The organism is Candidatus Nitrotoga sp. AM1P (assembly GCF_013168275.1).
In the GTDB taxonomy this organism is placed as follows: domain Bacteria; phylum Pseudomonadota; class Gammaproteobacteria; order Burkholderiales; family Gallionellaceae; genus Nitrotoga.
In genome coordinates this window covers 851,117-873,497 of record NZ_AP019547.1, presented here as the reverse complement: position 1 = coordinate 873,497, position 22,381 = coordinate 851,117, and the positions used below count along the sequence as shown (strand labels likewise).

At 50.2% G+C, this 22,381-nt stretch carries 17 protein-coding genes; 8 read left to right on the top strand and 9 right to left on the bottom strand.

Annotation, left to right across the window (positions count from 1 at the left end; genetic code table 11):
* Positions 1-40 precede the first annotated feature (40 nt).
* From W01_RS03880 to W01_RS03865, 4 genes are all read right to left on the bottom strand, one after another.
* Positions 41-1,393 (bottom strand): NAD(P)(+) transhydrogenase (Re/Si-specific) subunit beta, encoded by a 1,353-nt coding sequence (locus tag W01_RS03880; protein ID WP_173052285.1) that lies wholly within the window; start codon positions 1,391-1,393, stop codon positions 41-43.
* 150 nt (positions 1,394-1,543) lie between these two features.
* The gene (locus W01_RS03875) at positions 1,544-1,840 is read right to left on the bottom strand and encodes an NAD(P) transhydrogenase subunit alpha (RefSeq protein ID WP_173052284.1); all 297 of its coding nucleotides are present in this window, start codon (positions 1,838-1,840) and stop codon (positions 1,544-1,546) included.
* 75 nt (positions 1,841-1,915) lie between these two features.
* Positions 1,916-3,040: a Re/Si-specific NAD(P)(+) transhydrogenase subunit alpha gene (locus tag W01_RS03870; RefSeq protein WP_173052283.1), complete on the bottom strand. Its 1,125-nt coding sequence runs from the start codon at positions 3,038-3,040 to the stop codon at positions 1,916-1,918.
* A gap of 70 nt (positions 3,041-3,110) precedes the next feature.
* Positions 3,111-6,611 (bottom strand): FAD-dependent oxidoreductase, encoded by a 3,501-nt coding sequence (locus tag W01_RS03865; protein ID WP_242007028.1) that lies wholly within the window; start codon positions 6,609-6,611, stop codon positions 3,111-3,113.
* 338 nt (positions 6,612-6,949) lie between these two features.
* Here W01_RS03865 and mutL point away from each other — a divergent pair, with 338 nt between their 5' ends.
* Both mutL and miaA read left to right on the top strand, forming a co-directional pair.
* Positions 6,950-8,833 carry a DNA mismatch repair endonuclease MutL gene (gene mutL, locus W01_RS03860; protein WP_173052281.1) on the top strand — a complete coding sequence of 628 codons (1,884 nt, stop codon included), beginning with the start codon at positions 6,950-6,952 and terminating at the stop codon, positions 8,831-8,833.
* Positions 8,830-9,768: a tRNA (adenosine(37)-N6)-dimethylallyltransferase MiaA gene (gene miaA / locus W01_RS03855; protein WP_173052280.1), complete on the top strand. Its 939-nt coding sequence runs from the start codon at positions 8,830-8,832 to the stop codon at positions 9,766-9,768. The genes mutL and miaA overlap by 4 nt, the downstream gene beginning before the upstream one ends.
* Positions 9,769-9,832: 64 nt before the next feature.
* Here the strand turns inward: miaA and W01_RS03850 are convergent, their stop codons facing one another.
* The 5 genes from W01_RS03850 to ubiG form a co-directional block, all read right to left on the bottom strand.
* Positions 9,833-10,657: an HDOD domain-containing protein gene (locus tag W01_RS03850; RefSeq protein ID WP_173052279.1), complete on the bottom strand. Its 825-nt coding sequence runs from the start codon at positions 10,655-10,657 to the stop codon at positions 9,833-9,835.
* Between the two features lie 195 nt (positions 10,658-10,852).
* On the bottom strand, positions 10,853-11,650 hold the full coding sequence (locus W01_RS03845) for a hypothetical protein (RefSeq protein WP_242007027.1): 798 nt from the start codon (positions 11,648-11,650) through the stop codon (positions 10,853-10,855).
* A gap of 286 nt (positions 11,651-11,936) precedes the next feature.
* Complete coding sequence (locus W01_RS03840) at positions 11,937-12,422, bottom strand: DUF1499 domain-containing protein (protein ID WP_173052278.1); 486 nt, start codon at positions 12,420-12,422, stop codon at positions 11,937-11,939.
* Positions 12,423-12,609: 187 nt separating this feature from the next.
* The gene (gene gph / locus W01_RS03835; RefSeq protein WP_173052277.1) at positions 12,610-13,266 is read right to left on the bottom strand and encodes a phosphoglycolate phosphatase; all 657 of its coding nucleotides are present in this window, start codon (positions 13,264-13,266) and stop codon (positions 12,610-12,612) included.
* Positions 13,259-13,954 carry a bifunctional 2-polyprenyl-6-hydroxyphenol methylase/3-demethylubiquinol 3-O-methyltransferase UbiG gene (gene ubiG, locus W01_RS03830; RefSeq protein WP_173052276.1) on the bottom strand — a complete coding sequence of 232 codons (696 nt, stop codon included), beginning with the start codon at positions 13,952-13,954 and terminating at the stop codon, positions 13,259-13,261. Before ubiG ends, gph begins: the two co-directional genes overlap by 8 nt.
* Positions 13,955-14,136: 182 nt before the next feature.
* Here ubiG and gyrA point away from each other — a divergent pair, with 182 nt between their 5' ends.
* The 6 genes from gyrA (at position 14,137) to aroF (ending at position 22,351) form a co-directional block, all read left to right on the top strand.
* Positions 14,137-16,722: a DNA gyrase subunit A gene (gene gyrA / locus W01_RS03825; RefSeq protein WP_173052275.1), complete on the top strand. Its 2,586-nt coding sequence runs from the start codon at positions 14,137-14,139 to the stop codon at positions 16,720-16,722.
* Between the two features lie 20 nt (positions 16,723-16,742).
* Positions 16,743-17,825 carry a 3-phosphoserine/phosphohydroxythreonine transaminase gene (serC, locus tag W01_RS03820; RefSeq protein WP_173052274.1) on the top strand — a complete coding sequence of 361 codons (1,083 nt, stop codon included), beginning with the start codon at positions 16,743-16,745 and terminating at the stop codon, positions 17,823-17,825.
* Positions 17,818-19,002, top strand: a complete 1,185-nt coding sequence (locus tag W01_RS03815) for a phosphoglycerate dehydrogenase (RefSeq protein WP_173052273.1) — start codon at positions 17,818-17,820, stop codon at positions 19,000-19,002. Before serC ends, W01_RS03815 begins: the two co-directional genes overlap by 8 nt.
* A gap of 19 nt (positions 19,003-19,021) precedes the next feature.
* A complete protein-coding gene (pheA, locus tag W01_RS03810; RefSeq protein WP_173052272.1) occupies positions 19,022-20,089 on the top strand; it encodes a prephenate dehydratase in 1,068 nt (355 codons plus the stop codon).
* A gap of 118 nt (positions 20,090-20,207) precedes the next feature.
* Positions 20,208-21,338 carry a histidinol-phosphate transaminase gene (gene hisC, locus W01_RS03805; RefSeq protein WP_173052271.1) on the top strand — a complete coding sequence of 377 codons (1,131 nt, stop codon included), beginning with the start codon at positions 20,208-20,210 and terminating at the stop codon, positions 21,336-21,338.
* Positions 21,335-22,351: a 3-deoxy-7-phosphoheptulonate synthase gene (aroF, locus tag W01_RS03800; protein ID WP_173052270.1), complete on the top strand. Its 1,017-nt coding sequence runs from the start codon at positions 21,335-21,337 to the stop codon at positions 22,349-22,351. The genes hisC and aroF overlap by 4 nt, the downstream gene beginning before the upstream one ends.
* Positions 22,352-22,381: the final 30 nt, after the last annotated feature.

Here is a 22,381-nt window from a genome sequence, read left to right as displayed (position 1 = left end):
CCCGGTAAGCCGGGATATTATTCTTAAATGAAATCAAGTATTAACCTACTTTTTTGGCATCGCCAAATACCATCATGGTTTTGTCTAAATAGAACAAATCATTGTCCAGTCCAGCATAGCCGACAGCCATACTGCGTTTGACTACCAGAATAGTACGCGCCTTGTGCGCATCAATGATCGGCATGCCATAAATAGGGGAGTTCGGGTCGGTCTTGGCTGCAGGATTTACCACGTCGTTGGCACCGATGACCAGCACCACATCAGTATCGGCAAATTCGTTATTGATCTCGTCCATTTCAAATACTTGATCGTAAGGTACCTCAGCCTCAGCCAGCAATACGTTCATGTGGCCCGGCATACGTCCGGCCACAGGATGGATGGCATAACGCACTTTGACGCCATTCTTGATCAAATGGTCAGCCATTTCGTTGATTGCATGTTGCGCCCGCGCCACCGCCAGACCATAGCCCGGCACGATGATGACGCTATCCGCATTGCCCATCAGGAACGCAGCGTCATCCGCACTACCGCTACGTACCGGCCGCTGCTCGACCTCTCCTGCTCCCACGGTACCCTCACCACCACCAAAGCCACCAAGAATTACATTGAAGAAAGAGCGGTTCATTGCCTTACACATAATGTAAGAAAGAATCGCACCAGAGCTGCCGACTAATGAACCGGCGATAATCAGCATATTATTATTCAGGGTAAAGCCAATGCCCGCCGCCGCCCATCCGGAATAAGAGTTAAGCATGGATACCACAACGGGCATGTCCGCTCCGCCAATCGGCAAAATCAGTAATACACCCAGCGATAGTGCCAAGGCAATCATGATCAGGAATGGCACCCAGCTTTGCGTGAAAATGAACATGATGCCGAAGGCGATCATCACAACACCCAGAAACAAGTTAAACCAGTGCTGCCCAGCAAAATGCAGCGGCTTGCTGCCGAGCTTGCCGGACAGTTTGCCGAAAGCGATGATGGAACCGGTGAATGTAATCGCACCAACAAACGTACCGATGAATAATTCAATCAGGTTGCTGACGTGCAGCGGTGAAATGCCGTAGGCAATTGGATTATAAAACGCGGACATGGCGACCAGCACCGCTGCCAGACCGACCAGCGAGTGCATTGCCGCCACCAATTCCGGCATGGCAGTCATTTGAATGTGCCGGGCGACTACCGCACCTATCGCTCCGCCCACGATGATGGCAAGCGCGATATAAATCAGGTTCTGAGTGATGGTCAGTGTGGTGAGCACCGCAATAGCCATGCCTATCATGCCAAACATATTTCCGCGCCGTGCGGAAATGGGAGAACTCAAGCCTTTCAGCGCCAGGATAAATAGAACTGCGGCGATCAAATAGGCTAATGCAACAAAATTTGCCGACATAATTTTTCCTTGATTATTTTGTAACTACTTTACCTCGCAAATGAGGTGAAGCATCGTGATGCTCAACAAATAAACTAGGGAGCTATTCAAAATTAATGGCTGATATCGCTCCGCTGTGCCTCTTTGCGTTTAAGCATCAACGTTCTGAGTTTATTTATTTTTCTTTTTGAACATGCTCAGCATGCGCTGTGTTACCAGAAAACCACCGAATACATTAATTGCCGCCAACATAACTGCGACTAGCCCCATTACTGTGCCGGCGTCGAGTTGCTCAGGTCCCGCCGCCAACATGGCACCGACGATGATAATGCCGCTAATTGCGTTGGTCACTGCCATTAGCGGTGTATGTAGCGCAGGCGTGACATTCCATACCACGTGATAGCCGACCACCACGGCCAATACGAATACGGTCAGATTGATAATGACAGGATCAATTGCACTACTCATTTCAAAACTCCTATGTTGAGATTGGCAAGCCTTAACCTTTCCCAGCTCATTTTCAGAGGGGAGGGGTTAAAGTATTTATTTAATAACCACTTCTCCGTCGATACACAACAGCGATCCGGCGATAATGTCGTCAGTACGATTAATATTCGTCTTCCCGCCGTTTTTGGGATCGCATAGTAAATTTAGGAAATTCAATAGATTGCGTGCATATAAAGCACTGGCATCCGCAGCAACCAAAGCAGGCAGGTTGTCTTCACCCACCAACGTGATGCCATGTTTAACCACCGTTTTTCCTAACTCGGACAATGGGCAATTGCCGCCTGCTTCAACAGCCATATCCACGATCACGGAACCTGGCTTCATGGATTTGACCATATCTTCAGTTACCAGCACTGGTGCGGTTTTACCGGGAATCAAGGCAGTGGTAATGACAATATCTGCTTGTGCCACACGTTTGGCAACCTCCACCTTTTGACGATTCATCCAACTGGCGGGCATGGGGCGGGCATAACCGCCAACGCCTTGGGCAATTTCACGCTCCTCATCCGTTTCATAAGATACATCAATGAATTTGGCACCCAAGGACTCCACTTGTTCTTTTACAGCAGGACGCACATCGGAGGCCTCAATTATCGCACCCATGCGCTTGGCGGTAGCGATAGCTTGCAAACCAGCCACACCCACACCTAATATCACTACGCGTGCAGCCTTCACCGTACCGGCAGCCGTCATTAACATCGGCATAAACCGTTTATATAAATTAGCCGCCACCAGCACTGCCTTATACCCGGCAATGTTAGCTTGCGAAGACAGAACATCCATAGCTTGCGCGCGTGACGTCCGCGGCAGCTTTTCCATGGCAAAAGCGGTGATGCCCTGCTTGGCGTAGGCTGCAACCAAATCCGCCTGAGAAGGTGAAAGTAAACCGATTAACACAGTTTTGGCGGCCAGCTTTGCCAGCTCGTCTCCAGTCGGAGCTTTCACTTTAAGCATGATCTCCGCTTGAGCATAAACTTCCGCGGCGCTGACCAAGGTGGCACCTGATGCCTGATAGTCTGCGTCGGGAATGCTCGCTCCTGCTCCGGCACCCCGCTGCACCATGACCGCATGACCAGCGGCCAGCATTTTTTTTACCGTTTCGGGTGTTGCCGCGACACGTGTTTCACCTGCGTGCGTTTCCGTAGGAATACCTATACGCATGAAACATCTCCCCTTTTAAAAAGGCCCGGGTATACCGGGCACATGAACCCATAATTAGATAATTTTATCATCAAGATGTGCCTGTCAATATGTCATCTTGTTCCAGGCAATGCGCTATCCATTGTGCGGTAAGTTTTTCCTGCACGGTATTTTGCTTGAGCCGGGCATTCAACCCGGGGAAATTTACGCAGTCTAGTCTCTGATCTTGGTTGAAACAGGAAAATACATAGGTTTTTTCCCCGGTCGAAATATCGAAGTGCTCCTGAATGCACTGACCGCAAATCTCTTTCATCATGCATTGCATGGGTGAATTGATGGAACCAAAGGCGTGGTGATCCGGTTTCATATAGGGTTTCAGTTCGTTATGACGGGCCGCTGCAACTGCGGCCATCATCCTGTCTGAACCAATCGCAATGATGCGATCGACCTGATTCACCGCGATGTCTGGCTGGCCCAATTCACCGCTGGCATAGGCTTTGATGGCCTGCACGATATTACCTACATAAGTTCGGTCTTGGGGACGATTTGGTATAAATCCGGGCGCTTCATCGCTGCACCAAATCACTACATCGGCGGCCATTTCGATATCGTCTACTTTGTAGCGGTCTATCATTTTTTTGTAGCCGGCAAAGTAAAGTACTTTAGAGCCGACGCTACGGAATGCCTTGCCGATGGAAAATAGTACGGCGTTGCCCAAGCCTCCACCAGCCAGCAACACTATTTCCCCCGGAGCAATCTCAGTGGGCGTACCAGTTGGCCCCATAAGTACTACCGGTTCACCGGGCTTCAGCATGGTACATAACTGCGATGAGCCGCCCATTTCCAGCACAATAGTAGAGAGCAAGCCTTGCTCGGCATCAACCCAGGCGCCGGTCAGGGCTAAACCTTCCATAACCATGCGCGTACCCTCGACTTGTGCGGCATGAGTCTCGTAATTCTGCAGACGGTAAAACTGCCCCGGTTGAAAGCTGCGCGCCGCGGCAGGGGCTTTGACGATCACTTCGACAATATTAGGGGTAAGACGAACCACTTGATGTATGGTGGCGCGCAGATCGTTGCCCAGGCGTGCAAGAAATTCTTGATTATTCTCTTTGGCTGCAGCGGCAACCTGTGACAGCACCTTGCTGAGCACCGGATAACCCTGCTTCGCACTGCCCATGGCCTTGACTACGTTACCGGAATATGAAGGATGCAAGTCACCGAAAAAGCTGACGAAACGACCATCATGGTACTTGTACTGCAGCACGTGTGCCTTGGCCGGCTTGGCATTGCTACGCTCTGGTCTTACTGGTTCCCCCTGTTCGTCACATGCCTGGAAGTAACGTCCATCAAGCTTGAAGTATTCTGGAAATTCGCGTGCCAGCACTGTGTTCGGTTGGGTGCCCGCAGCTACAAAGATGGTGCGCGCCGGCAGGTGTATTTGCCCGGCTTTCTGCCAGGCGCCCTCGGCATCTAATATCTGGTTCATCACCACCATGGCGGTCGCATCGCCATTTGCATCCACTTCTACCCGCACTGGGGTCAAGCCTTCGGCAAAATAAATTCCTTCCTCCAGAGCTTTTTCTACTTCTTCATGATTGAGGGTATATGAAGGGCTGTCGATCAGGCGCTTGCGATAGGCCAAAGTGACGCCCCCCCATGATTTGATAAGCTGAAGAATATTGGGGTTACGTCCTTCGATCGAGGCTAGGGCCCGCTCCGCGCGTATAGCCCGAGCATGACTCAAAAATTCATCGCCTATAATTGCTTCAGAAGCCGACCACATGCTGCGCAATGTCGCCTCACCTTTTTCTGCTACCAGCATTTCATAGCGGCAAAGAAATTTCTCAACTTGCACCGGGTAATAGGCAAGTGATTCCGTGGCAGTATCAATTGCGGTCAAGCCACCGCCGATTACCACAACTGGCAAGCGGACTTGCATGTTAGCGATGGAGTCAGGCTTGGCGGCCCCCGTCAATTGTAATGCCATAAGAAAATCTGACGCAGTGCGAACACCGCATGCCATACCGTTTGGTATATCGAGCAATGTCGGACGACCAGCACCCGCAGCTAGTGCAATATGATCGAAACCCAGCTCAAAAGCACTTTCAGCAGTAATGGTTCCGCCAAAACGCACTCCGCCGAACAGCGCGAATTGTGCGCGCCGCTCCAGCAGCAGGCGAATGATTTTGAGAAAATTCTTATCCCATCGAACCGTAATACCGTATTCGGCCACCCCGCCAAAACCGGCCATAACCCGATTATCCAGTGGTTCTGTCAATATACTTGCATCGTATATCGGGCTAAATTCCACTCGATTGCCGCCTGCATCCACGCCAGATAAATCACCAGGCAATGGTTCGATTTTCAATCCATCGACACCGACAACGGCATGGCCGTCATTCATCAAATGATGTGCCAGCGTAAAACCGGCTGGACCCATACCTACTACAAGTACACGTTTACCGGTGGCAGCATGCGGATAGGGGCGACGAATATTGAGGGGGTTCCACCGGGTGAGCAGGCTATAAATCTCAAAACCCCACGGCAGCTCAAGAACATCCTTTAATGACCGGGTTTCAGCCTGTGGAATGTTTACTGACTCCTGCTTTTGATAAATGCAAGATTTCATGCAGTCATTACAAATACGATGCCCCGTTGCAGCGCACATCGGATTATCTACCGCGATGATAGCCAACGCACTTAGTGCAAAACCGGACGCTTTAACCTTATGAAATTCTGAAATTTTTTCATCCACAGGGCAACCCGCCAGCGGAATGCCGAAAACGCTTTTCTTAAATGGGGGTGGAGAACCATCCACCCCGGTTTTTTCTCGCATACCGACCGAGCAGGAATCCTTGCCTTGCTCGTGGCACCAAATGCAGTAATTCGCTTCACCCAAGGCACCCGCCAAGTCTGTGCCTTTGTCCGTCAGGGCAAAACCTTCGCGATGGCGAAGATGACTATCCGCGAGACGATGCGCAGTATAGGAAATATTCTCAACTGGAATGATAGGCACCAGGCGCTGAAAATCGAGCTTGGCAGGAACCCTGAACAATACACCCTGCCCATGACGCTTTTTTCCTGCGGTGGTATGCACAGCCCAGGCCGCATACCGCATAGCTATATCGATTCGATCAATATTTTCTGTTTCGGCATCAAGCCAGCTGTTAACTTTACGGGCAAAAAGCAATTCGTCCATTTCACTGGTGGTGCCGCCGAAAGCCTGCAACAACCTGGCTCTGAGGTCGTCGTCATCAAAAGCCGCAGCATCCGCTGTCTTATATTTCTGTACTGCCTTACGCTGGACAAAAATACGTTTGCAGTGAAATAACGGTGCTAGCTCATTGTGTCGCTCTGCTAACTCTCGAACTGCGTTCTGAATATTGAATAGTTGACCAAGAAAATCTTCCAGATGTGGGGCCAGATTAATAATGAGCTGTGATTCTTCCAGGTGTGTCAGATGGTCTGGTGCATTACGCGCCGTCGCCAGTTTTTCCGCCAGCAATGGTTCGTCTTCAGCAAGTTCGGCCAGGAAGCACGAATCGATGCGGGGTAACCCATCGCAGCTGTAGAGATCTTCAAATTTCATTCCGAATCCCAATTTTAAAACTGGGGGCGGAGCGACTCCACTATCAGTACCTGTGCTACGTTGCTGAGAATTTAAGCTTTCCATGCAGTGCAAACTCCTAAATTTATTATGCGCTGTGAATTAAAGCGGGGAGGTCATCCACCCAGCTGCAAGCGAGACACCTTGCTTACATGCGGACAAAACTTCTGCGCTCTAGTCCCAAGCATATTAAAAAACCCCGGCTATACCGGGCAATAATAATTTTTATCAACCTAGGATTATACGATTTTATCTTCGGCACCGCACTGCCATAGCATGAAAAAGTTATAATTCGCTGTCCGCAACCTTAATTATTTTATATGCCCGCCATACAGCTATTACCTGATTTGCTCATCAACCAAATCGCTGCGGGCGAAGTTATCGAACGTCCTGCTGCCGCGCTTAAGGAGATGCTGGAAAACAGCCTGGATGCGGGTGCCACTGAAATCATCGTGCAGCTGGAAGGCGGCGGCGTAAAGCTGCTGCGTGTACGCGATAATGGCAAGGGTATCGCGCCAGAAGAGTTACCGTTCGCCCTGATGCGCCATGCGACCAGTAAGATTGCCTCACTAGCCGACTTGCAGCGCGTCGCCAGCATGGGTTTTCGCGGCGAGGCTTTGGCCAGCATGGCGGCAGTGGCGCAGGTAACGCTTACCAGCCGCAAGACGGACAGCCCACATGCTTGGCAGATTCAATCCGGGGATGGCACACAGAGTGAAGTTATTCCTGCTGCGCATGCTCAGGGCACCAGCGTGGAAATACGCGAGCTGTATTTCAACACCCCGGCGCGACGCAAATTTCTTAAATCCGAAGCCACCGAGCTCGCTTATTGTGAGGAAACCTTCAAGCGCATCGCACTGTCGCGTCCGGATGTCGCCTTCAGCCTGCAACACAATAACCGTATTATGTGGCAATTACCCACGCTACCCCGCTCAAGCTATTCACCTCTTATGTCGATCTCCCAGCTTTCTGAAGTAAATGGGGAAGAAAAATCAGATGCATTGCCAAAGCGCATCGAAGCCCTATTAAGCAAAGAATTTGGGCAAAGTGCGGTGCCTGTCTCACGCAAGGCAGCTGGATTGCATTTATATGGCATGGCTTCTCTACCTGCTTATTCGAAAGCATCACGCGAAGCTCAATATTTTTTTGTGAATGGACGTTTTATCCGCGACAAGGTAGTCGCTCATGCCATCCGACAAGCCTATCAGGATATCCTTCATCACCAGCGTCATCCTGCCTTTGTACTGTTTTTAGATATGCCACCAGAATTGGTGGACGTGAATGTGCATCCAGCCAAGAGCGAAGTTCGCTTTCGTGAGAGCCAGGCCATTCATCAGTTCGTGTTCCATACGCTGCAACAAGTGCTGAGCACGCCCGTAGCTTTGACAGAAAATACGTCTGACCTATCAAATCAACTAACCCAGGTTTCATCTGTGCAACGAACCATGTCGGTACAACAGCCAATGCAGCAGCCTCTACGGCTGCCCATGGCATCACAGCCGCTGGCTTTTTACGATGCTCTTTTTGGAAAGAAAGAAAGCAGGGGAGGGGAGGAGGAAAAATTAAATGACGCGCTCTTGTTAAACGTTCACTCTCAATCTTCTTTATCAGAAACTGAAGTTCCGCCGCTTGGCTTTGCGCTAGCACAGCTTGCCGGCATCTATATTCTGGCGCAAAACGTACATGGGCTGGTGGTGGTGGACATGCACGCCGCCCACGAACGTATCGTATACGAAAGACTTAAAACGGCACTTGACGGGCAACAAATACCCATGCAACCGCTACTCATCCCGGTGAGCTTCGCTGCCGAGGCATTGGACATTGCCACAGCCGAGGAAGAGCACGTAGCCATTACGCAACTTGGTTTTGATATCGCTCTCTTGTCGCCGACAACGCTGGCAGTGCGGGCCATGCCGGCTATGCTTAAACAGACTCACGCCGAAGCTGCCGCACGTGATGTATTGCATGAAATGCGTGAATATGGTGCTACTAGAGTGCTGACCGAACGACGCAACGAACTGTTGTCTACGCTGGCCTGCCATTCCGCAGTGCGGGCCAATCAAACTCTTAGCGTGCCTGAGATGAATAATATCCTGCGTGAAATGGAACGTACAGAACGATCCGGCCAGTGCAATCATGGTCGTCCGACTTGGTTTCAAATGAGTGTTGCAGAATTGGATACGCTGTTCATGCGAGGAAAATGAACACACTGCCTCCCGCTCTTTTCCTTATGGGGCCTACCGCCAGCGGAAAGACCCAGGTGGCTGTAGAACTGGCCCAGCAGCTACCAGTAGAAATTATTAGCGTTGATTCCGCGCTGGTGTATCGGGATATGAATATCGGTACTGCCAAACCCGAGGCTGTCGTCCTCGCTCATGCGCCGCATCACCTGATCAATATAATTGATCCAACCAACGCCTATTCCGCCGCCGCTTTTCGCCATGATGCACTGCGTTTAATGAATGACATCACTCAACGCGGACGCATTCCTTTGCTGGTGGGCGGTACCATGTTGTATTTCCGTGTCTTGCGCTTTGGTCTGAATGAACTACCGCAGGCCGACTCTAAAGTGCGTGCCGCTTTGGACGAGCAATCCGACCGTCTCGGTTGGCCTGCTCTGCATGCAGAATTGGCCCAGGTTGATCCGGAAACGGCGGCACTTCTAAAGCCAAACGACGCGCAGCGTATCCAGCGTGCGCTGGAAGTGTATCAACTCTCCGGCCAACCAATGTCCGCGCTATTCAAGCAGCAAAACAAATATCCGTTGCCTTATCACGTCATGCAGATTGCACTTATTCCAAGTGAACGTAGCAAGTTGCATGCACGTATCGCCACACGATTTGTTGCCATGCTTAAACTCGGCTTGGTAGATGAATTGCTTACACTTAAAGAAAAATATTCGCTGCATCCTAACCTGCCCTCCATGCGCTGCGTGGGCTATCGTCAGGCATGGCAGTTTCTCGCCGGTGAAATAAACGAAACAGAGTTATTGGACAAAGGCATCGCCGCTACGCGTCAACTGGCTAAGCGACAGCTTACCTGGCTGCGCGGCATGCCGGAAATTATCGAATTTGATTGCTTAGCCCACAATCTTGCGCAACAAGTACTCTCTACCGCGCGGCAGCTACAAAAAATTTAACCTACTGAGTGGGTGAAGGATTTTTCATTGAAAAAAATCAGGAGTTCAGTTTGTCAGGAGCGCATTAGTTTTTCTCTTGCGCACCAACCATAACCTTCACTTCTTCCGGCTGCATATGCAGGAGTTTGCCGATATCAGCATAGTCATCGGGCAGAGCCGCATCATTCCAGCCATTGGCAGAATGGCGCGCAAGATTGACGGCGAGAAAGACATTACGCACGCGTTGTTGATTGGCACATTCGCCATCCATCAGCGTGATCAACAGCTTGGGTAGTGACCATTTTAATGCCAATGCAGATTGCAAATGAAACAATGTAAAGCCCAACACCCGTTCCTGCGCATCATTGCTACGCAATGTTCTATCCTGTTGCTGCAGGGCACGGATTTTCAGCATATCTACAGGTGCAAAGCACCACATTAGCAGTTCGGCAATATCAAATAACAACGCAGCGATGCGAACTTCTTCAAAATGCATATCACTCAAGCGCACTGCCCAATCCACAGCGAAAGTGGATGCGCGGTTTGAACGGTGTATTACTCGCAACAAACAGCTCAAGGCATCCATCTGCCCGCTTAGAACTGTTTCCGCCAGTGGTTCTGCCGGCACTTTTTTAAAAAATGTATCGAGACCCAACATCATTAATGCTTGATCCACCTGCATCACTTCATGCTCTTGGCTGGCGTGCTTTTGCTGCTGCAGATGGCGCAGCAGCTTGACGGTCATCATGGGGTCGAAGTTGATAATATGGGCAACACCTCGCGCACTAAGGTTTTTTTCATGTTGGCGCAATGCAGACAGATTGCGTGCGGTTTGTTTCAATACCGGAATATCGACTTGACTGAGAAAATCTATCCACTCGGCCAGTTCCCACATTTTCTGATGTTGCATAACACCTCCTATCGGATATCTCGACACGCCAGAGTAAATCTTTAGGAGTCAGCTAAGCCATTTATCTGAATAGACTATTAGTCTTACTGTGGGCGAATTCAATAACCAACCATAATAGTTAATGTGTAATCGCGGATTTAGCGAGCTCTATATTATGGTGGATAAGTCCGATATTACGTTTGTGACATAGTAGGGCTAGTGATTAAGATCAGTCACCCGCACCTCCACCAGAGTGTTTAGTACCCATCCAAAACGCTCATCACTGGTCTGCACGTGTAGCCAGTCACCCAGATAGGCCTGCGCAGTTAGCGCGGAGTCTTTTTTTAGTGCACCAAACTTAACCGCACTGCCGAATGGTTCTCGGCGCAGATTGATGTTGCTCTTGGCGCGTAACGGAATGGGGACATTGAATGGTACCATCGCAAGACGTGGGTCTGACGCCTTGCGGGTGCGGTTATCCTTCACCATGTCGATAAATTCTCGTGTCTGTGCGGCGTGATCCATGGCTGTGCCGTAGTTTCCTTTGGCGTAGGACGCCGTAGCGGCATCAAGGAGACGTTGTGCTTGTAGTGTTTGTTCGGGTGTTGTGATCTGGGATGATTTCAAACTTGCCAGAGCGACTTCTACTTCCGCGATAGATGAGGCGGCACCAGGCTGTGTAGCTAGTCGCCGTAGCCGCACCTGTTCGCGAGTGACTTGACTGGTGGTTTCTTGTAACGCTTTGGCCTGGCCCTGTTGACGAGCGTTCAAGTTTCGGATTAACACTTCTTTTTCCGCCAGCTGCTGTTGCAGACGCTCGATTTCACGTTGCTGTACCTCGTTGGGTTCATGCGGCGGAATTGGGGCGGCTGCAACAACCGGGATCGGTTTCGGGATGGTGCACCCCGTAATGTTTAAACCTATCAGCGTTATAGCTGTTGCGCATAGCATTCTTACTGCCCCAGTCTTGAGCAAGCTACATAGTTTGTCTGACTGTGTCCACAATTTTGTCACTTCATCATCCTTTACAGTATGGCGCATACCGTACCACATCGCACATTGTTACGCGGCTCAAATTACTTATCTCAACGCAGGTTATCAAGATGATGTACGAATGAGCATTTCAACTTTCACTTTTCTTTGATAATGAGCTTGCTAGTTTTGTGGTTATGGATGTGTCCGCGATGCGGACATAATTACGCCCGTCAACATCTGAATGCCTGCTTGACACATACCCAAGTTCAACTGGAATGATTCAGGTGCATAAATTTTTAATGGGTGTAGGTTTCTAAGGCTGGTGTTAACTCCCGAATGCCGCCCGGATAGCTTCCAGCCTCCTCCTGTTCGCTCCAAAATCCTTCTTGCCGAGGCGTGACGCAGAGCGCATGTTAATAACGCCAGTCGATTCATCGAGCGCAAACTCTACGTCATCGGTGAATTTCATTAGTCGGCTCTGGAATTCGGCGTATAAATAAGTGGGTTCTGCGGAAATCACCGTTGTGTTATTCATGTTGCGCACTATATTGGTTAGTTTGACAAAGGCTGCTTTACCGTCGCCTTGATATGCTAGCGGAGCAATGATGTGGTAGTCGCTGTGCGGATGTAGTGCCGCTTGACTGGAGATGCTATTGGATGATTCTGCAAGGGGTGCTTTTAGCTTGCCATCACGCAGGCCAAGATCGGTTGGGCGTTTTCCATTGAATAAGCCAGTCTGTCCCGCAATGATGGTGATTATCGGGAGAATGATGAATAGTAAGATGGAAATCTTGCAGATAATTTTGGTCATGATGCGATCAACGCAAGGTTATATTATGCACGTTACATTTGAATGCAATTGATATGAAAACGTCGACCCGACAATATTAGTTCCCTTGCCTTTGTACAAATATATTGTAAAGAGGGCTGAGTCTGTTACAGTAATCATTTTGTCTATCTATATCTTCTGTATTCACCTCGTGAAATTAACAGATTTTTCAATCTTTTAAATATTGTAATAGTTGAGAAGGTAAATCAATTCCGCCTTGGGCAGGCCAGTTGGATAATTCCTCCAGGGAGGAGTCATGATAGCCATAGCGTGCGATGATGCAGCGCATTCCGGCAGCCTGTGCTGCTTCCGCATCGCGCTTGTCATCACCCAGATATAGGCAGTGTTGTGGCACGATTTTTAGCAATTCGCTGGCCTTCAGTAGCGGATCCGGGAAGGGCTTGGCACGCGTACATGTATCGCCGCTGATCAGGCAGGCAGCGCGCTGCGCATAGCCCAGCGCTTGCATTAGCGGTAGAGTGAAGCGATGGGGTTTATTGGTAACAATGCCCCACGGCAAACCACGTTGTTCCAGTATTTCGATCAGTTCTGCCATTCCAGGAAACAGGGTGGTGTGGACACAAATATGGCTAGCATAATAATCCAGGAAGGCATCGCGTAAACCCGCAAAACTTGGCGCATTTGGTTCAATGTTAAAACCTAGTTTTAGTAAGCCAAGAGTGCCATGCGATGCTTGTGGACGGATTGTTTTCAAAGGCAAAGGTGGCTTGCCATGCAGGTTGAGCAGGTGGTTAAGGGCCGCGCCCAGGTCGGGTGCTGTGTCCGCAAAAGTGCCGTCGAGATCGAACAGGACGGCACTAGTCACGACGACAGGCGAGCAGGTAGTTGACGTCAGTGTTCTGGCCGAGTGAGTAGGTTTTATGGAGGGGATGGTAACTCATGCCACTGATGTCGCTTATATTAAGACCTGCATTGCGGCAAAATTGTGCGAGTTCGGACGGTTTGATAAATTTAGCGTAATCGTGCGTGCCCCGCGGCAGCAAATGAAGTAAATATTCCGCGCCGATCACCGCGAAAAGGTAAGATTTCGGGTTACGGTTTAAAGTGGAAAAGAATACATGACCGCCCGGCTTGGCTAGTTTCGCGCAGGCATCCACGGTGCTGGATGGATCGGGCACATGTTCGAGTAATTCCATGCAAGTGACCACATCATAGTGGCCTGGCTGTTCTGCCGCCAGGTCTTCCACGGCGATGTTGCGGTAGTTCACCTGCTGGCCACTTTCCAGCAAGTGTAGTCTGGCAACTTGCAGCGCCTTGTCGCTCAGGTCAATGCCCGTTACCTGCGCGCCAAGTGCGGCCATACTTTCCGACAGGATGCCGCCGCCGCAGCCTACATCCAGTACAGTTTTGCCGGTCAGGGCCGCGATACGGTTGATATAGTTCAGACGCAGCGGGTTGATTTCATGTAGTGGTTTGAATTCGCTATTGGAATCCCACCAGCGGTGGGCGAGCTGACTAAATTTTTCCAGTTCAAGCGGATCAGCATTGGTCATGATGTGCCCATAATTCGGAATGAAGGACAGAATGTAACAAAACTTGTCTTTAACCGCCAGCCAGTCAGGCGACTTAATTTCAGGTTCTGGGCAGCAAAGAAATTATGTTTTGTCTCGCTTGAGATGGACATGTTAAACTTACAAATTGTTTTACAAGAAATTTTAGAGCACCCGCTATACCTATGGAACAATTCGCTAAAGAAATTCTGGTAGTTAGTCTTGAAGATGAGATGCGCAAGTCGTATCTCGATTATGCAATGAGCGTGATTGTTGGACGCGCCTTGCCTGATGTGCGTGATGGTCTTAAACCGGTACATCGTCGTGCGTTGTTTTCCATGCATGAGCTATCCAACGACTGGAACAAGGCTTACAAAAAATCGGCGCGCATAGTGGGCGACGTGATCGGTAAATATCATCCGCATGGAGATACGGCGGTGTATGACACTATCGTTCGTATGGCGCAGACATTTTCGCTGCGTTATCCTTTGGTGGATGGTCAGGGTAACTTTGGTTCGGTGGATGGTGATAACGCGGCGGCGATGCGTTATACCGAAATTCGCATGGCGCGTATTGCCCACGAGTTGTTGGCCGATCTGGACAAGGAGACCGTGGATTTCGGGCCCAATTACGATGGCTCCGAGCATGAGCCGCTGGTGTTTCCGGCGCGTTTCCCTAATCTGTTGGTCAATGGTTCAACCGGCATTGCCGTTGGTATGGCAACTAATATTCCGCCGCATAATCTAGGCGAGGTGGTTGATGCCTGTCTGGCGCTACTGAAAACCCCTGATCTGGATATCGAGCAATTGATCGAATATATTCCCGCGCCCGATTTTCCAACTGCGGGTTTTATTTATGGTTTGGCAGGCGTGAAGGAAGGTTACCGAACCGGTCGCGGGCGTGTGGTAATGCGTGCGCGCACTCATTTCGAAGATATCGAAAAGGGAAATAACCGCCAAGCCATCATTATCGATGAATTGCCCTACCAAGTGAATAAAGCCACCTTGCTAATGAAAATTGGCGAGCTGGTGCGCGAAAAGAAAATCGAGGGAATTTCCGAAATTCGCGACGAATCGGATAAGTCCGGAATGCGTGCTGTGATTGAACTAAAGCGCAATGAAGTGCCGGAAGTAATACTCAATCAACTGTTTAAAATGACCCAGCTGCAGGACAGTTTCGGCATGAACATGGTGGCCTTGACCGATGGTCAGCCCAAGCTGCTTAACTTGAAGCAATTCCTGGATGCTTTCCTGCGTCATCGGCGCGAAGTAGTAACGCGGCGCACGATATTTGACTTGCGCAAGGCGCGAGATCGAGGCCATATTCTAGAGGGTTTGGCCGTTGCACTTTCCAATGTGGATGAAATCATTGCGCTGATTAAAGCGGCCGCGACGCCTGCGATTGCCAAGCAAGGTTTAATGGCGCGGACATGGCGATCTTCACTGGTCGAAGAGTTACTAAGCCGGGTTAGCGATGCATCGCGTCCAGAAAGTCTGGCGCCGGAATTCGGTATGTCAGGGCAGGGTGAGCAGCGCGCCTATCGGCTTTCGGACATACAAGCCCAAGCGATTCTGGAGCTGCGCTTGCAGCGTTTAACTGGGCTGGAGCAAGATAAAATCGTCAGCGAATATCGCGAAGTGATGGATAAGATTATCGATTTGCTCGATATCTTGGCCAAGCCAGAGCGCGTAACGCAAATTATCATCGACGAGCTGGTTGCGATTAAAGCGCAATACGGCGACAAGCGTCGTAGCGAAATTGTCACTCATACACAAGATATGAGTATGGAAGATTTGATTACGCCGGAGGACGTGGTGGTTACGATGTCGCATGGCGGTTACATGAAAGCGCAGCCATTAGCGGAATATGTAGCGCAGAAGCGTGGTGGACGGGGTAAACAGGCTGCTCCTCCTAAAGAGGACGATTTTGTAGATAACCTGTTTATCGCCAATACACACGATTATATTTTGTGCTTTTCCAGCCGGGGCCGAGTGTACTGGATCAAGGTGTATGACGTACCTCAGGGTGCCCGTACCGCTCGCGGTAGGCCAATTGTTAATCTGTTGCCGCTGGAGAGTGGCGAGAAGATTAACGCGATTCTGCCGGTAAAAGTGTTCTCGGGCGATCAATATGTATTCTTTGCCACCGCCAAAGGCACGGTGAAAAAGACCGCGTTATCTGATTTCGCTAACCCGCGCAAGGCTGGCATTATCGCCATTAACCTGGATGAAGGTGATTATCTGATTGGCGTGGCATTGACTGATGGCAAGCATGACGTAATGCTGTTTTCCAATGGGGGCAAAGCGGTACGTTTCGACGAAAATGATGTGCGTTCCATGGGGCGTGTGTCGCGCGGCGTGCGCGGCATGAAGCTGGCCGCGAAGCACCATGTAATTGCGCTTCTGGTGGCGGGCGACGAAAGCCAAGCAGTATTGACTGCGACCGAAAACGGCTACGGCAAGCGCACGCCAATTTCAGAATATACACGCCATGGTCGCGGTACTCAGGGCATGATTGCGATTCAAACTTCTGCCCGCAATGGTAAGGTGGTCGCGGCTACCCTGGTAAACGAGGAAGATGAAATCATGTTGATTGGTACGAATGGCGTACTAATCCGCACTCGGGTCAAGGAAATCCGTGAAATGAGCCGTTCCACGCAGGGCGTGACATTAATTAATTTAGGTAAAGACGATAAACTGGCGGGCTTGAGCCGTATTGCCGATCCTGAGCCGGAAGATCTTTCCCATTTAATCAAACCGATTAAAGACTAGATTTAAAGAATAGACAAGTTATGGCAATTTATAATTTTAGCGCAGGTCCTGCAGTCTTACCGCATGAGGTATTACAACAGGCACGTGAGGAGTTGCTGGACTGGCATGGCAGTGGCATGTCAGTTATGGAAATGAGCCACCGTGGCAAAGAGTTTATGGGTATCGCAGCTGCGGCGGAAAACGATTTGCGTGAGCTGCTTGCAATCCCGGCTAATTACAAGGTGCTATTTCTGCAAGGCGGAGCGCATTTGCAATTCGCCATGATTCCGCTGAATCTGCTAAGTGGCAAATCTTCCACTGATTACGTTAATACCGGTGAATGGTCCAAGAAAGCCATAGCCGAGGCTAAAAAATTTAGCAACGTAAATATAGTGGCCAGTGGCGCGGACAAGAATTTCATTAATGTGCCGGCGTTTGATACGTGGCAGCGTGATCCGAATGCAGCCTACTTGCATTACACGTCGAATGAGACGATAGGCGGAGTCGAATTTAATTGGGTTCCGGAAACCGGTGACATTCCTTTGGTGGCAGATATGTCGTCTAACATTATATCGCGCCAGATTGATGTATCTAAATATGGCTTGATTTATGCCGGAGCGCAGAAAAACATTGGGCCCGCTGGGTTGTGTATTGTTATCGTGCGTGAAGACCTGATTGGTCATGTGTCACCGAATACGCCCACTATGCTGGATTACAAGATCCATGCCGACAATGATTCAATGTATAACACGCCCCCCACTTACGGTATTTACATGGCGGGGCTGGTATTTCAGTGGCTCAAGCGCAATGGCGGATTGACGCAGATGGAGCAGACCAATATCAGGAAAGCAAACCTGCTGTATCAGGCGATCGACGCTAGCAATAGTTTTTACAATTGCCCGGTGGTCAAGTCGGATCGTTCACGCATGAACGTCCCGTTTACCCTGAAAGATGCCAGTCTGGATGGCGAGTTTCTCAAACAGGCAGATACGCACGGTCTATTGCAATTGAAGGGGCATCGTTCTGTCGGTGGTATGCGCGCTTCTATTTACAATGCGATGCCGCTGAAAGGTGTGCAGACATTGGTTGATTTCATAACACATTTTGCAAAGCAACATGGCTAAAACTTTTAAGATACTGACGTTAAATAAAATTTCAACGGTGGGTTTAAACCGTCTGCCCGCTGCAAATTATATTGTTGGCAGTGACATTGCGGAACCCGATGCGATCCTGGTGCGCTCGCACAATATGCTGGAGATGAATATTCCGGCTGGTGTAAAAGCCATCGCCCGCGCGGGCGCGGGTACTAATAATGTGCCAGTGAAAAAGATGAATGTGCGGGGCGTGCCGGTTTTTAACGCTGCGGGTGCTAATGCCAACGCAGTGAAGGAGTTGGTTATCGCAGGTATGTTGCTGGCTTCGCGCAACATGATTGCTGCGCTGCATTTCACCGCCAACTTGAAGGGTGATGACGCTACGCTGCACAAGCTGGTCGAGGATGGCAAAAAGCATTATGCAGGTATTGAATTGCGTGGTCGTACCTTGGGCATTATTGGTTTGGGCGCCATTGGCCGTCTGGTGGCGGATGCCGCCATTGGTTTGGGCATGCAAGTGGTGGGTTACGATCCTGACATTACCGTGGAAGGAGCATGGGGGCTGCCTTCGCAGGTGAGGAAAGCGCACAGCATAGAAGATCTGCTTAAGCAGAGCGATTTCGTTACGCTGCACATTCCCTTGCTGGATGCTACACGAGGTTTGATTAATGACCAGCGCGTACAAGCGATGAAACCAGGAAGCGTGCTGTTGAACTTTGCGCGCGATGGTATCGTGGATGAAGACGCAGTGCTGGCCGGTATCGCCGCCAAACGTATTCGCTATTATGTTTGCGATTTTCCCATGCAGAAGACGCAGGACAATCCAGCAGTTATTGCGCTGCCTCATCTGGGTGCGTCTACGCAAGAGGCTGAAGACAATTGTGCGGTAATGGTGGCGGAGCAAGTACGCGACTATCTGGAGCACGGCAATCTAAACAATACGGTGAATTTCCCGAATGTTAATATGCCGCGCGAATCATCTTTCCGTATCGCCATCGCTAATGCCAACGTGCCGAATATGCTCGGGCAGATTTCTACTGCATTGGCTGGAGCAGGCATTAATATTCACAATATGATAAACAAGTCGCGTGGTGAGATGGCTTATACCCTGGTCGATACAGATATCGCCACACCTCCTGAGATGATCGTGCAGCTTGCCGCCATTCCGGGTGTGCTCATGGTACGCGACTTGCCCTTGGATGCTTAAGTAATAGGATGTATGAGCAATGAGTGAGGAACTCAAGAAATACCGCGATCGAATCGACAGTATTGACGAAGATTTGCTCAAGTTGCTCAACCAGCGCGCGGCGCTGGCAAGCCAAATCGGCCATCTTAAAAGTGAAAACACGGTGCTGCGACCAGAGCGCGAGGCGCAGATATTGCAGCGTATGGTTAGCAATAATTCCGGTCCTTTGCCGAATCAGAGTATCACGCAATTATTTACCGAGATTATGTCGCACTGCCGTGCATTGGAAACGCAGCTTTGTGTTGCATATTTAGGGCCCAGTGGAACTTTCAGCCAGGAAGCAGTCGAGAAACGTTTTGGTCACGCAGTGCTGAGTAAGCCGTGTGTTTCGATAGATGAAGTCTTTCAAACTGTAGAAAGCGGCAAGGCCCATTATGGAGTGGTGCCGGTGGAAAACTCCACAGAGGGTGCTATTGGGCGCACGCTGGATTTGTTGTTGCAAAGCCCGCTCAGGGTGTGTGGTGAAGTAATGTTGCCGGTGCATCAATGCTTGATGTCGCGGGCGACTGACCTTTCTGCCATCAAGCGTGTGTTTTCGCATTCGCAGTCTTTGGGGCAGTGTCAAGTCTGGCTGAATACGAATTTGCCTAATGTTGAGCGCGTGCCAGTTGGCAGCAATACCAAGGCGATTCTTCTGGCTTTGGAACAGCAGGCAGATAGTGCGGCGATCGCAAGTGCAAAGGCGGCCAAAAATTATGGTATCCCATTATTGGCTGAGAATATTGAGGACGACGCGCGCAATACCACGCGCTTTTTGGTCATCGGAAATCAGGAGGTGGCGCTATCCGGTAAGGATAAAACCTCGTTGGTCATGTCTGCACCGAATCGTCCAGGCGCAGTCTACGATTTATTGGCGCCGTTGGCCAAAAATGGCGTCAGTATGACCAAGCTGGAATCTCGGCCGGCCCGTTCCGGCGTGTGGGAATATGTGTTTTATATGGATATTGAAGGGCATCAGCATGAACCCAAAGTGGCGGCCGCACTGGTTGAATTAAAGCAAGTTGCCGCGTTTGTGAAAACGCTAGGTTCCTACCCGGCTACCCTATAAAACCATTTGTGCAATTTAAAAATATCGTTATTTCCGTGAAGACGAAATTTAGTTCTATTAATGACTGAGTGCCTGCTTTTATCGGTAATGACAAAAACGAAATTAATCAAGGTATGAAATGAACTACAGTGAGCTAGCCCCTCCCTATATCCGTGCCATAGCGCCCTATCAGCCGGGCAAACCGATTGCCGAATTGGAGCGCGAACTTGGCATCAGTGGCATCGTCAAGCTGGCGTCCAATGAGAATCCCCTCGGCGCCAGTCCCCTAGCCGTGGCTGCGATGCATGCGGCGATGAGCGACATCGCGCGTTATCCCGATGGCAGTGGTTTTGATCTGAAGACAGCATTGTCTGAGCGATATCAGATTGAACCTGTATGCATTGTGCTGGGAAATGGTTCCAATGATTTACTGGAATTGGCCGCACGCGCTTTCCTCGCACCGGGCGACAAGGTGGTTTATGCTGATCATGCTTTCGCGGTATATGCGCTGGCTACGCAAGCGGCAGGCGCTACGGGTATCAGCGTGCCAGCTACTCAAGGGTTCGGCCACGATCTTTCTGCAATGCTGCAGGTAGCGGTGCAGCATAAGGTGAAGATGGTGTTCATCGCGAATCCGAATAATCCAACGGGCACTTTTCTCGGTGCCGCAGAATTGCAGGAATTTCTGCGTGCAGTGCCGCCGCAGGTATTGGTGGTGTTGGATGAGGCATACAACGAATATCTCCCGCAAAATTTGCGTTACGATAGTGTGAGCTGGGTGCGCGAATTTCCCAATTTGATCATTTCCCGTACTTTTTCCAAGGCATATGGTTTGGCCGGTTTGCGTGTGGGTTATGCATTGGCAGACAAGTTGGTAGCGGATATGCTGAACCGGGTGCGGCAGCCGTTTAATGTCAACAGCGTAGCGCAGGCTGCTGCTGTAGCGGCGTTACAGGATGAAGATTTTGTAAGGCAAACTTGCGAATTGAATCAAGCTGGCATGGACCAGATTACGCAAGGATTGACGCGATTAGGTCTCGAGTTTATTCCCTCTTATGGAAATTTCGTCTGTTGCCGCATTGCGAATCCCGCTGAGAGTGGGGGAAAAGGGGCGGGCCAGATGTATCGTCGCTTGCTGGAATTGGGGGTGATTGTGCGGCCGATTGCCAACTATGATATGCCGGATTATTTGCGTGTGAGCATTGGTCTGGAAAGTGAAAACGAGAAATTTCTGTCTGCGCTGGCGCAGGCGTTAGGAGAAGCAGCGTGATTATTGTAATGAACAAGGATGTTACCGACGATCAAATAAGCGTGGTGGTCAAGAAGCTCAAGGACGCCGGGCTGGATGCCAATATTTCCCGAGGCATTGAACGCACAGTGATCGGCGCTATTGGTGATGAGCGCAAGCTGACTGAAGAAATGTTTACCCCATTGCCCGGAGTGGAGTCGGCAATGCATATAGTTAAACAATATAAGATCGTATCGCGGGAATCTCATCGCGAAAATACTGTGATTGATATCGGCGGCATCCAGCTGGGCGGCAAGCAGATCCAGATTATTGCCGGTCCGTGCTCAGTAGAAACGCAGCAGCAAATGGACTTGTCGGCCCAATACGTGAGTGAGGCAGGCTGCCGTTTGATGCGTGGTGGTGCATTTAAGCCTCGCACTAGCCCTTACACTTTTCAGGGCAAGGGTGTTGAAGGATTGGATATGTTCCGTCAGGCAGCCAGCAAATTCAAGTTGCCTATCGTGACTGAGCTAATGGATGTCCGTATGCTGGACACTTTTCTTGAAAATGACGTCGACGTAATCCAGATCGGCACTCGCAACATGCAGAATTTCGACCTGCTCAAAGAAGTGGGGCGTATCAACAAACCAGTCATTCTCAAACGCGGCATGTCGGCTACCATTTCTGAGTGGTTGATGGCGGCAGAATACATTGCGGCCGGCGGCAACCATAACATCATATTCTGCGAGCGCGGCATCCGTACTTTTGAAACTTATTATCGCAACGTACTTGATGTGACCGCCATTCCGGTAATGAAAAAAGAAACCCATTTGCCGATAATAGTCGATCCTTCACACGCCGGTGGCAAGGCATGGATGGTCGCGGCGCTATCGCAGGCAGCGATTGCGGCCGGGGCTGATGGATTATTGGTAGAGATGCATCCCAATCCGACTGAGGCTTGGTGCGACGCCGATCAGGCGCTGACTCCGCAAGAATTGAAGAAGTTGATGGGGGTGTTGGGCGGCATCGCTACCGCGATTGGACGCACACTCTAATTCTGGCTCACGCTGGCGGGAGCGGTGAGG

Excerpts from the sequence above, each read along its gene's own strand:
- W01_RS03880 (WP_173052285.1), bottom strand. The coding sequence starts at position 1,393 with ATGTCGGCAAATTTTGTTGCATTAGCCTATTTGATCGCCGCAGTTCTA.
- W01_RS03875 (WP_173052284.1), bottom strand. The coding sequence starts at position 1,840 with ATGAGTAGTGCAATTGATCCTGTCATTATCAATCTGACCGTATTCGTA.
- W01_RS03870 (WP_173052283.1), bottom strand. The coding sequence starts at position 3,040 with ATGCGTATAGGTATTCCTACGGAAACGCACGCAGGTGAAACACGTGTC.
- W01_RS03865 (WP_242007028.1), bottom strand. The coding sequence starts at position 6,611 with ATGAAATTTGAAGATCTCTACAGCTGCGATGGGTTACCCCGCATCGAT.
- mutL (WP_173052281.1), top strand. The coding sequence starts at position 6,950 with ATGCCCGCCATACAGCTATTACCTGATTTGCTCATCAACCAAATCGCT.
- miaA (WP_173052280.1), top strand. The coding sequence starts at position 8,830 with ATGAACACACTGCCTCCCGCTCTTTTCCTTATGGGGCCTACCGCCAGC.
- W01_RS03850 (WP_173052279.1), bottom strand. The coding sequence starts at position 10,657 with ATGCAACATCAGAAAATGTGGGAACTGGCCGAGTGGATAGATTTTCTC.
- W01_RS03840 (WP_173052278.1), bottom strand. The coding sequence starts at position 12,422 with ATGACCAAAATTATCTGCAAGATTTCCATCTTACTATTCATCATTCTC.
- ubiG (WP_173052276.1), bottom strand. The coding sequence starts at position 13,954 with ATGACCAATGCTGATCCGCTTGAACTGGAAAAATTTAGTCAGCTCGCC.
- gyrA (WP_173052275.1), top strand. The coding sequence starts at position 14,137 with ATGGAACAATTCGCTAAAGAAATTCTGGTAGTTAGTCTTGAAGATGAG.
- serC (WP_173052274.1), top strand. The coding sequence starts at position 16,743 with ATGGCAATTTATAATTTTAGCGCAGGTCCTGCAGTCTTACCGCATGAG.
- W01_RS03815 (WP_173052273.1), top strand. The coding sequence starts at position 17,818 with ATGGCTAAAACTTTTAAGATACTGACGTTAAATAAAATTTCAACGGTG.
- pheA (WP_173052272.1), top strand. The coding sequence starts at position 19,022 with ATGAGTGAGGAACTCAAGAAATACCGCGATCGAATCGACAGTATTGAC.
- hisC (WP_173052271.1), top strand. The coding sequence starts at position 20,208 with ATGAACTACAGTGAGCTAGCCCCTCCCTATATCCGTGCCATAGCGCCC.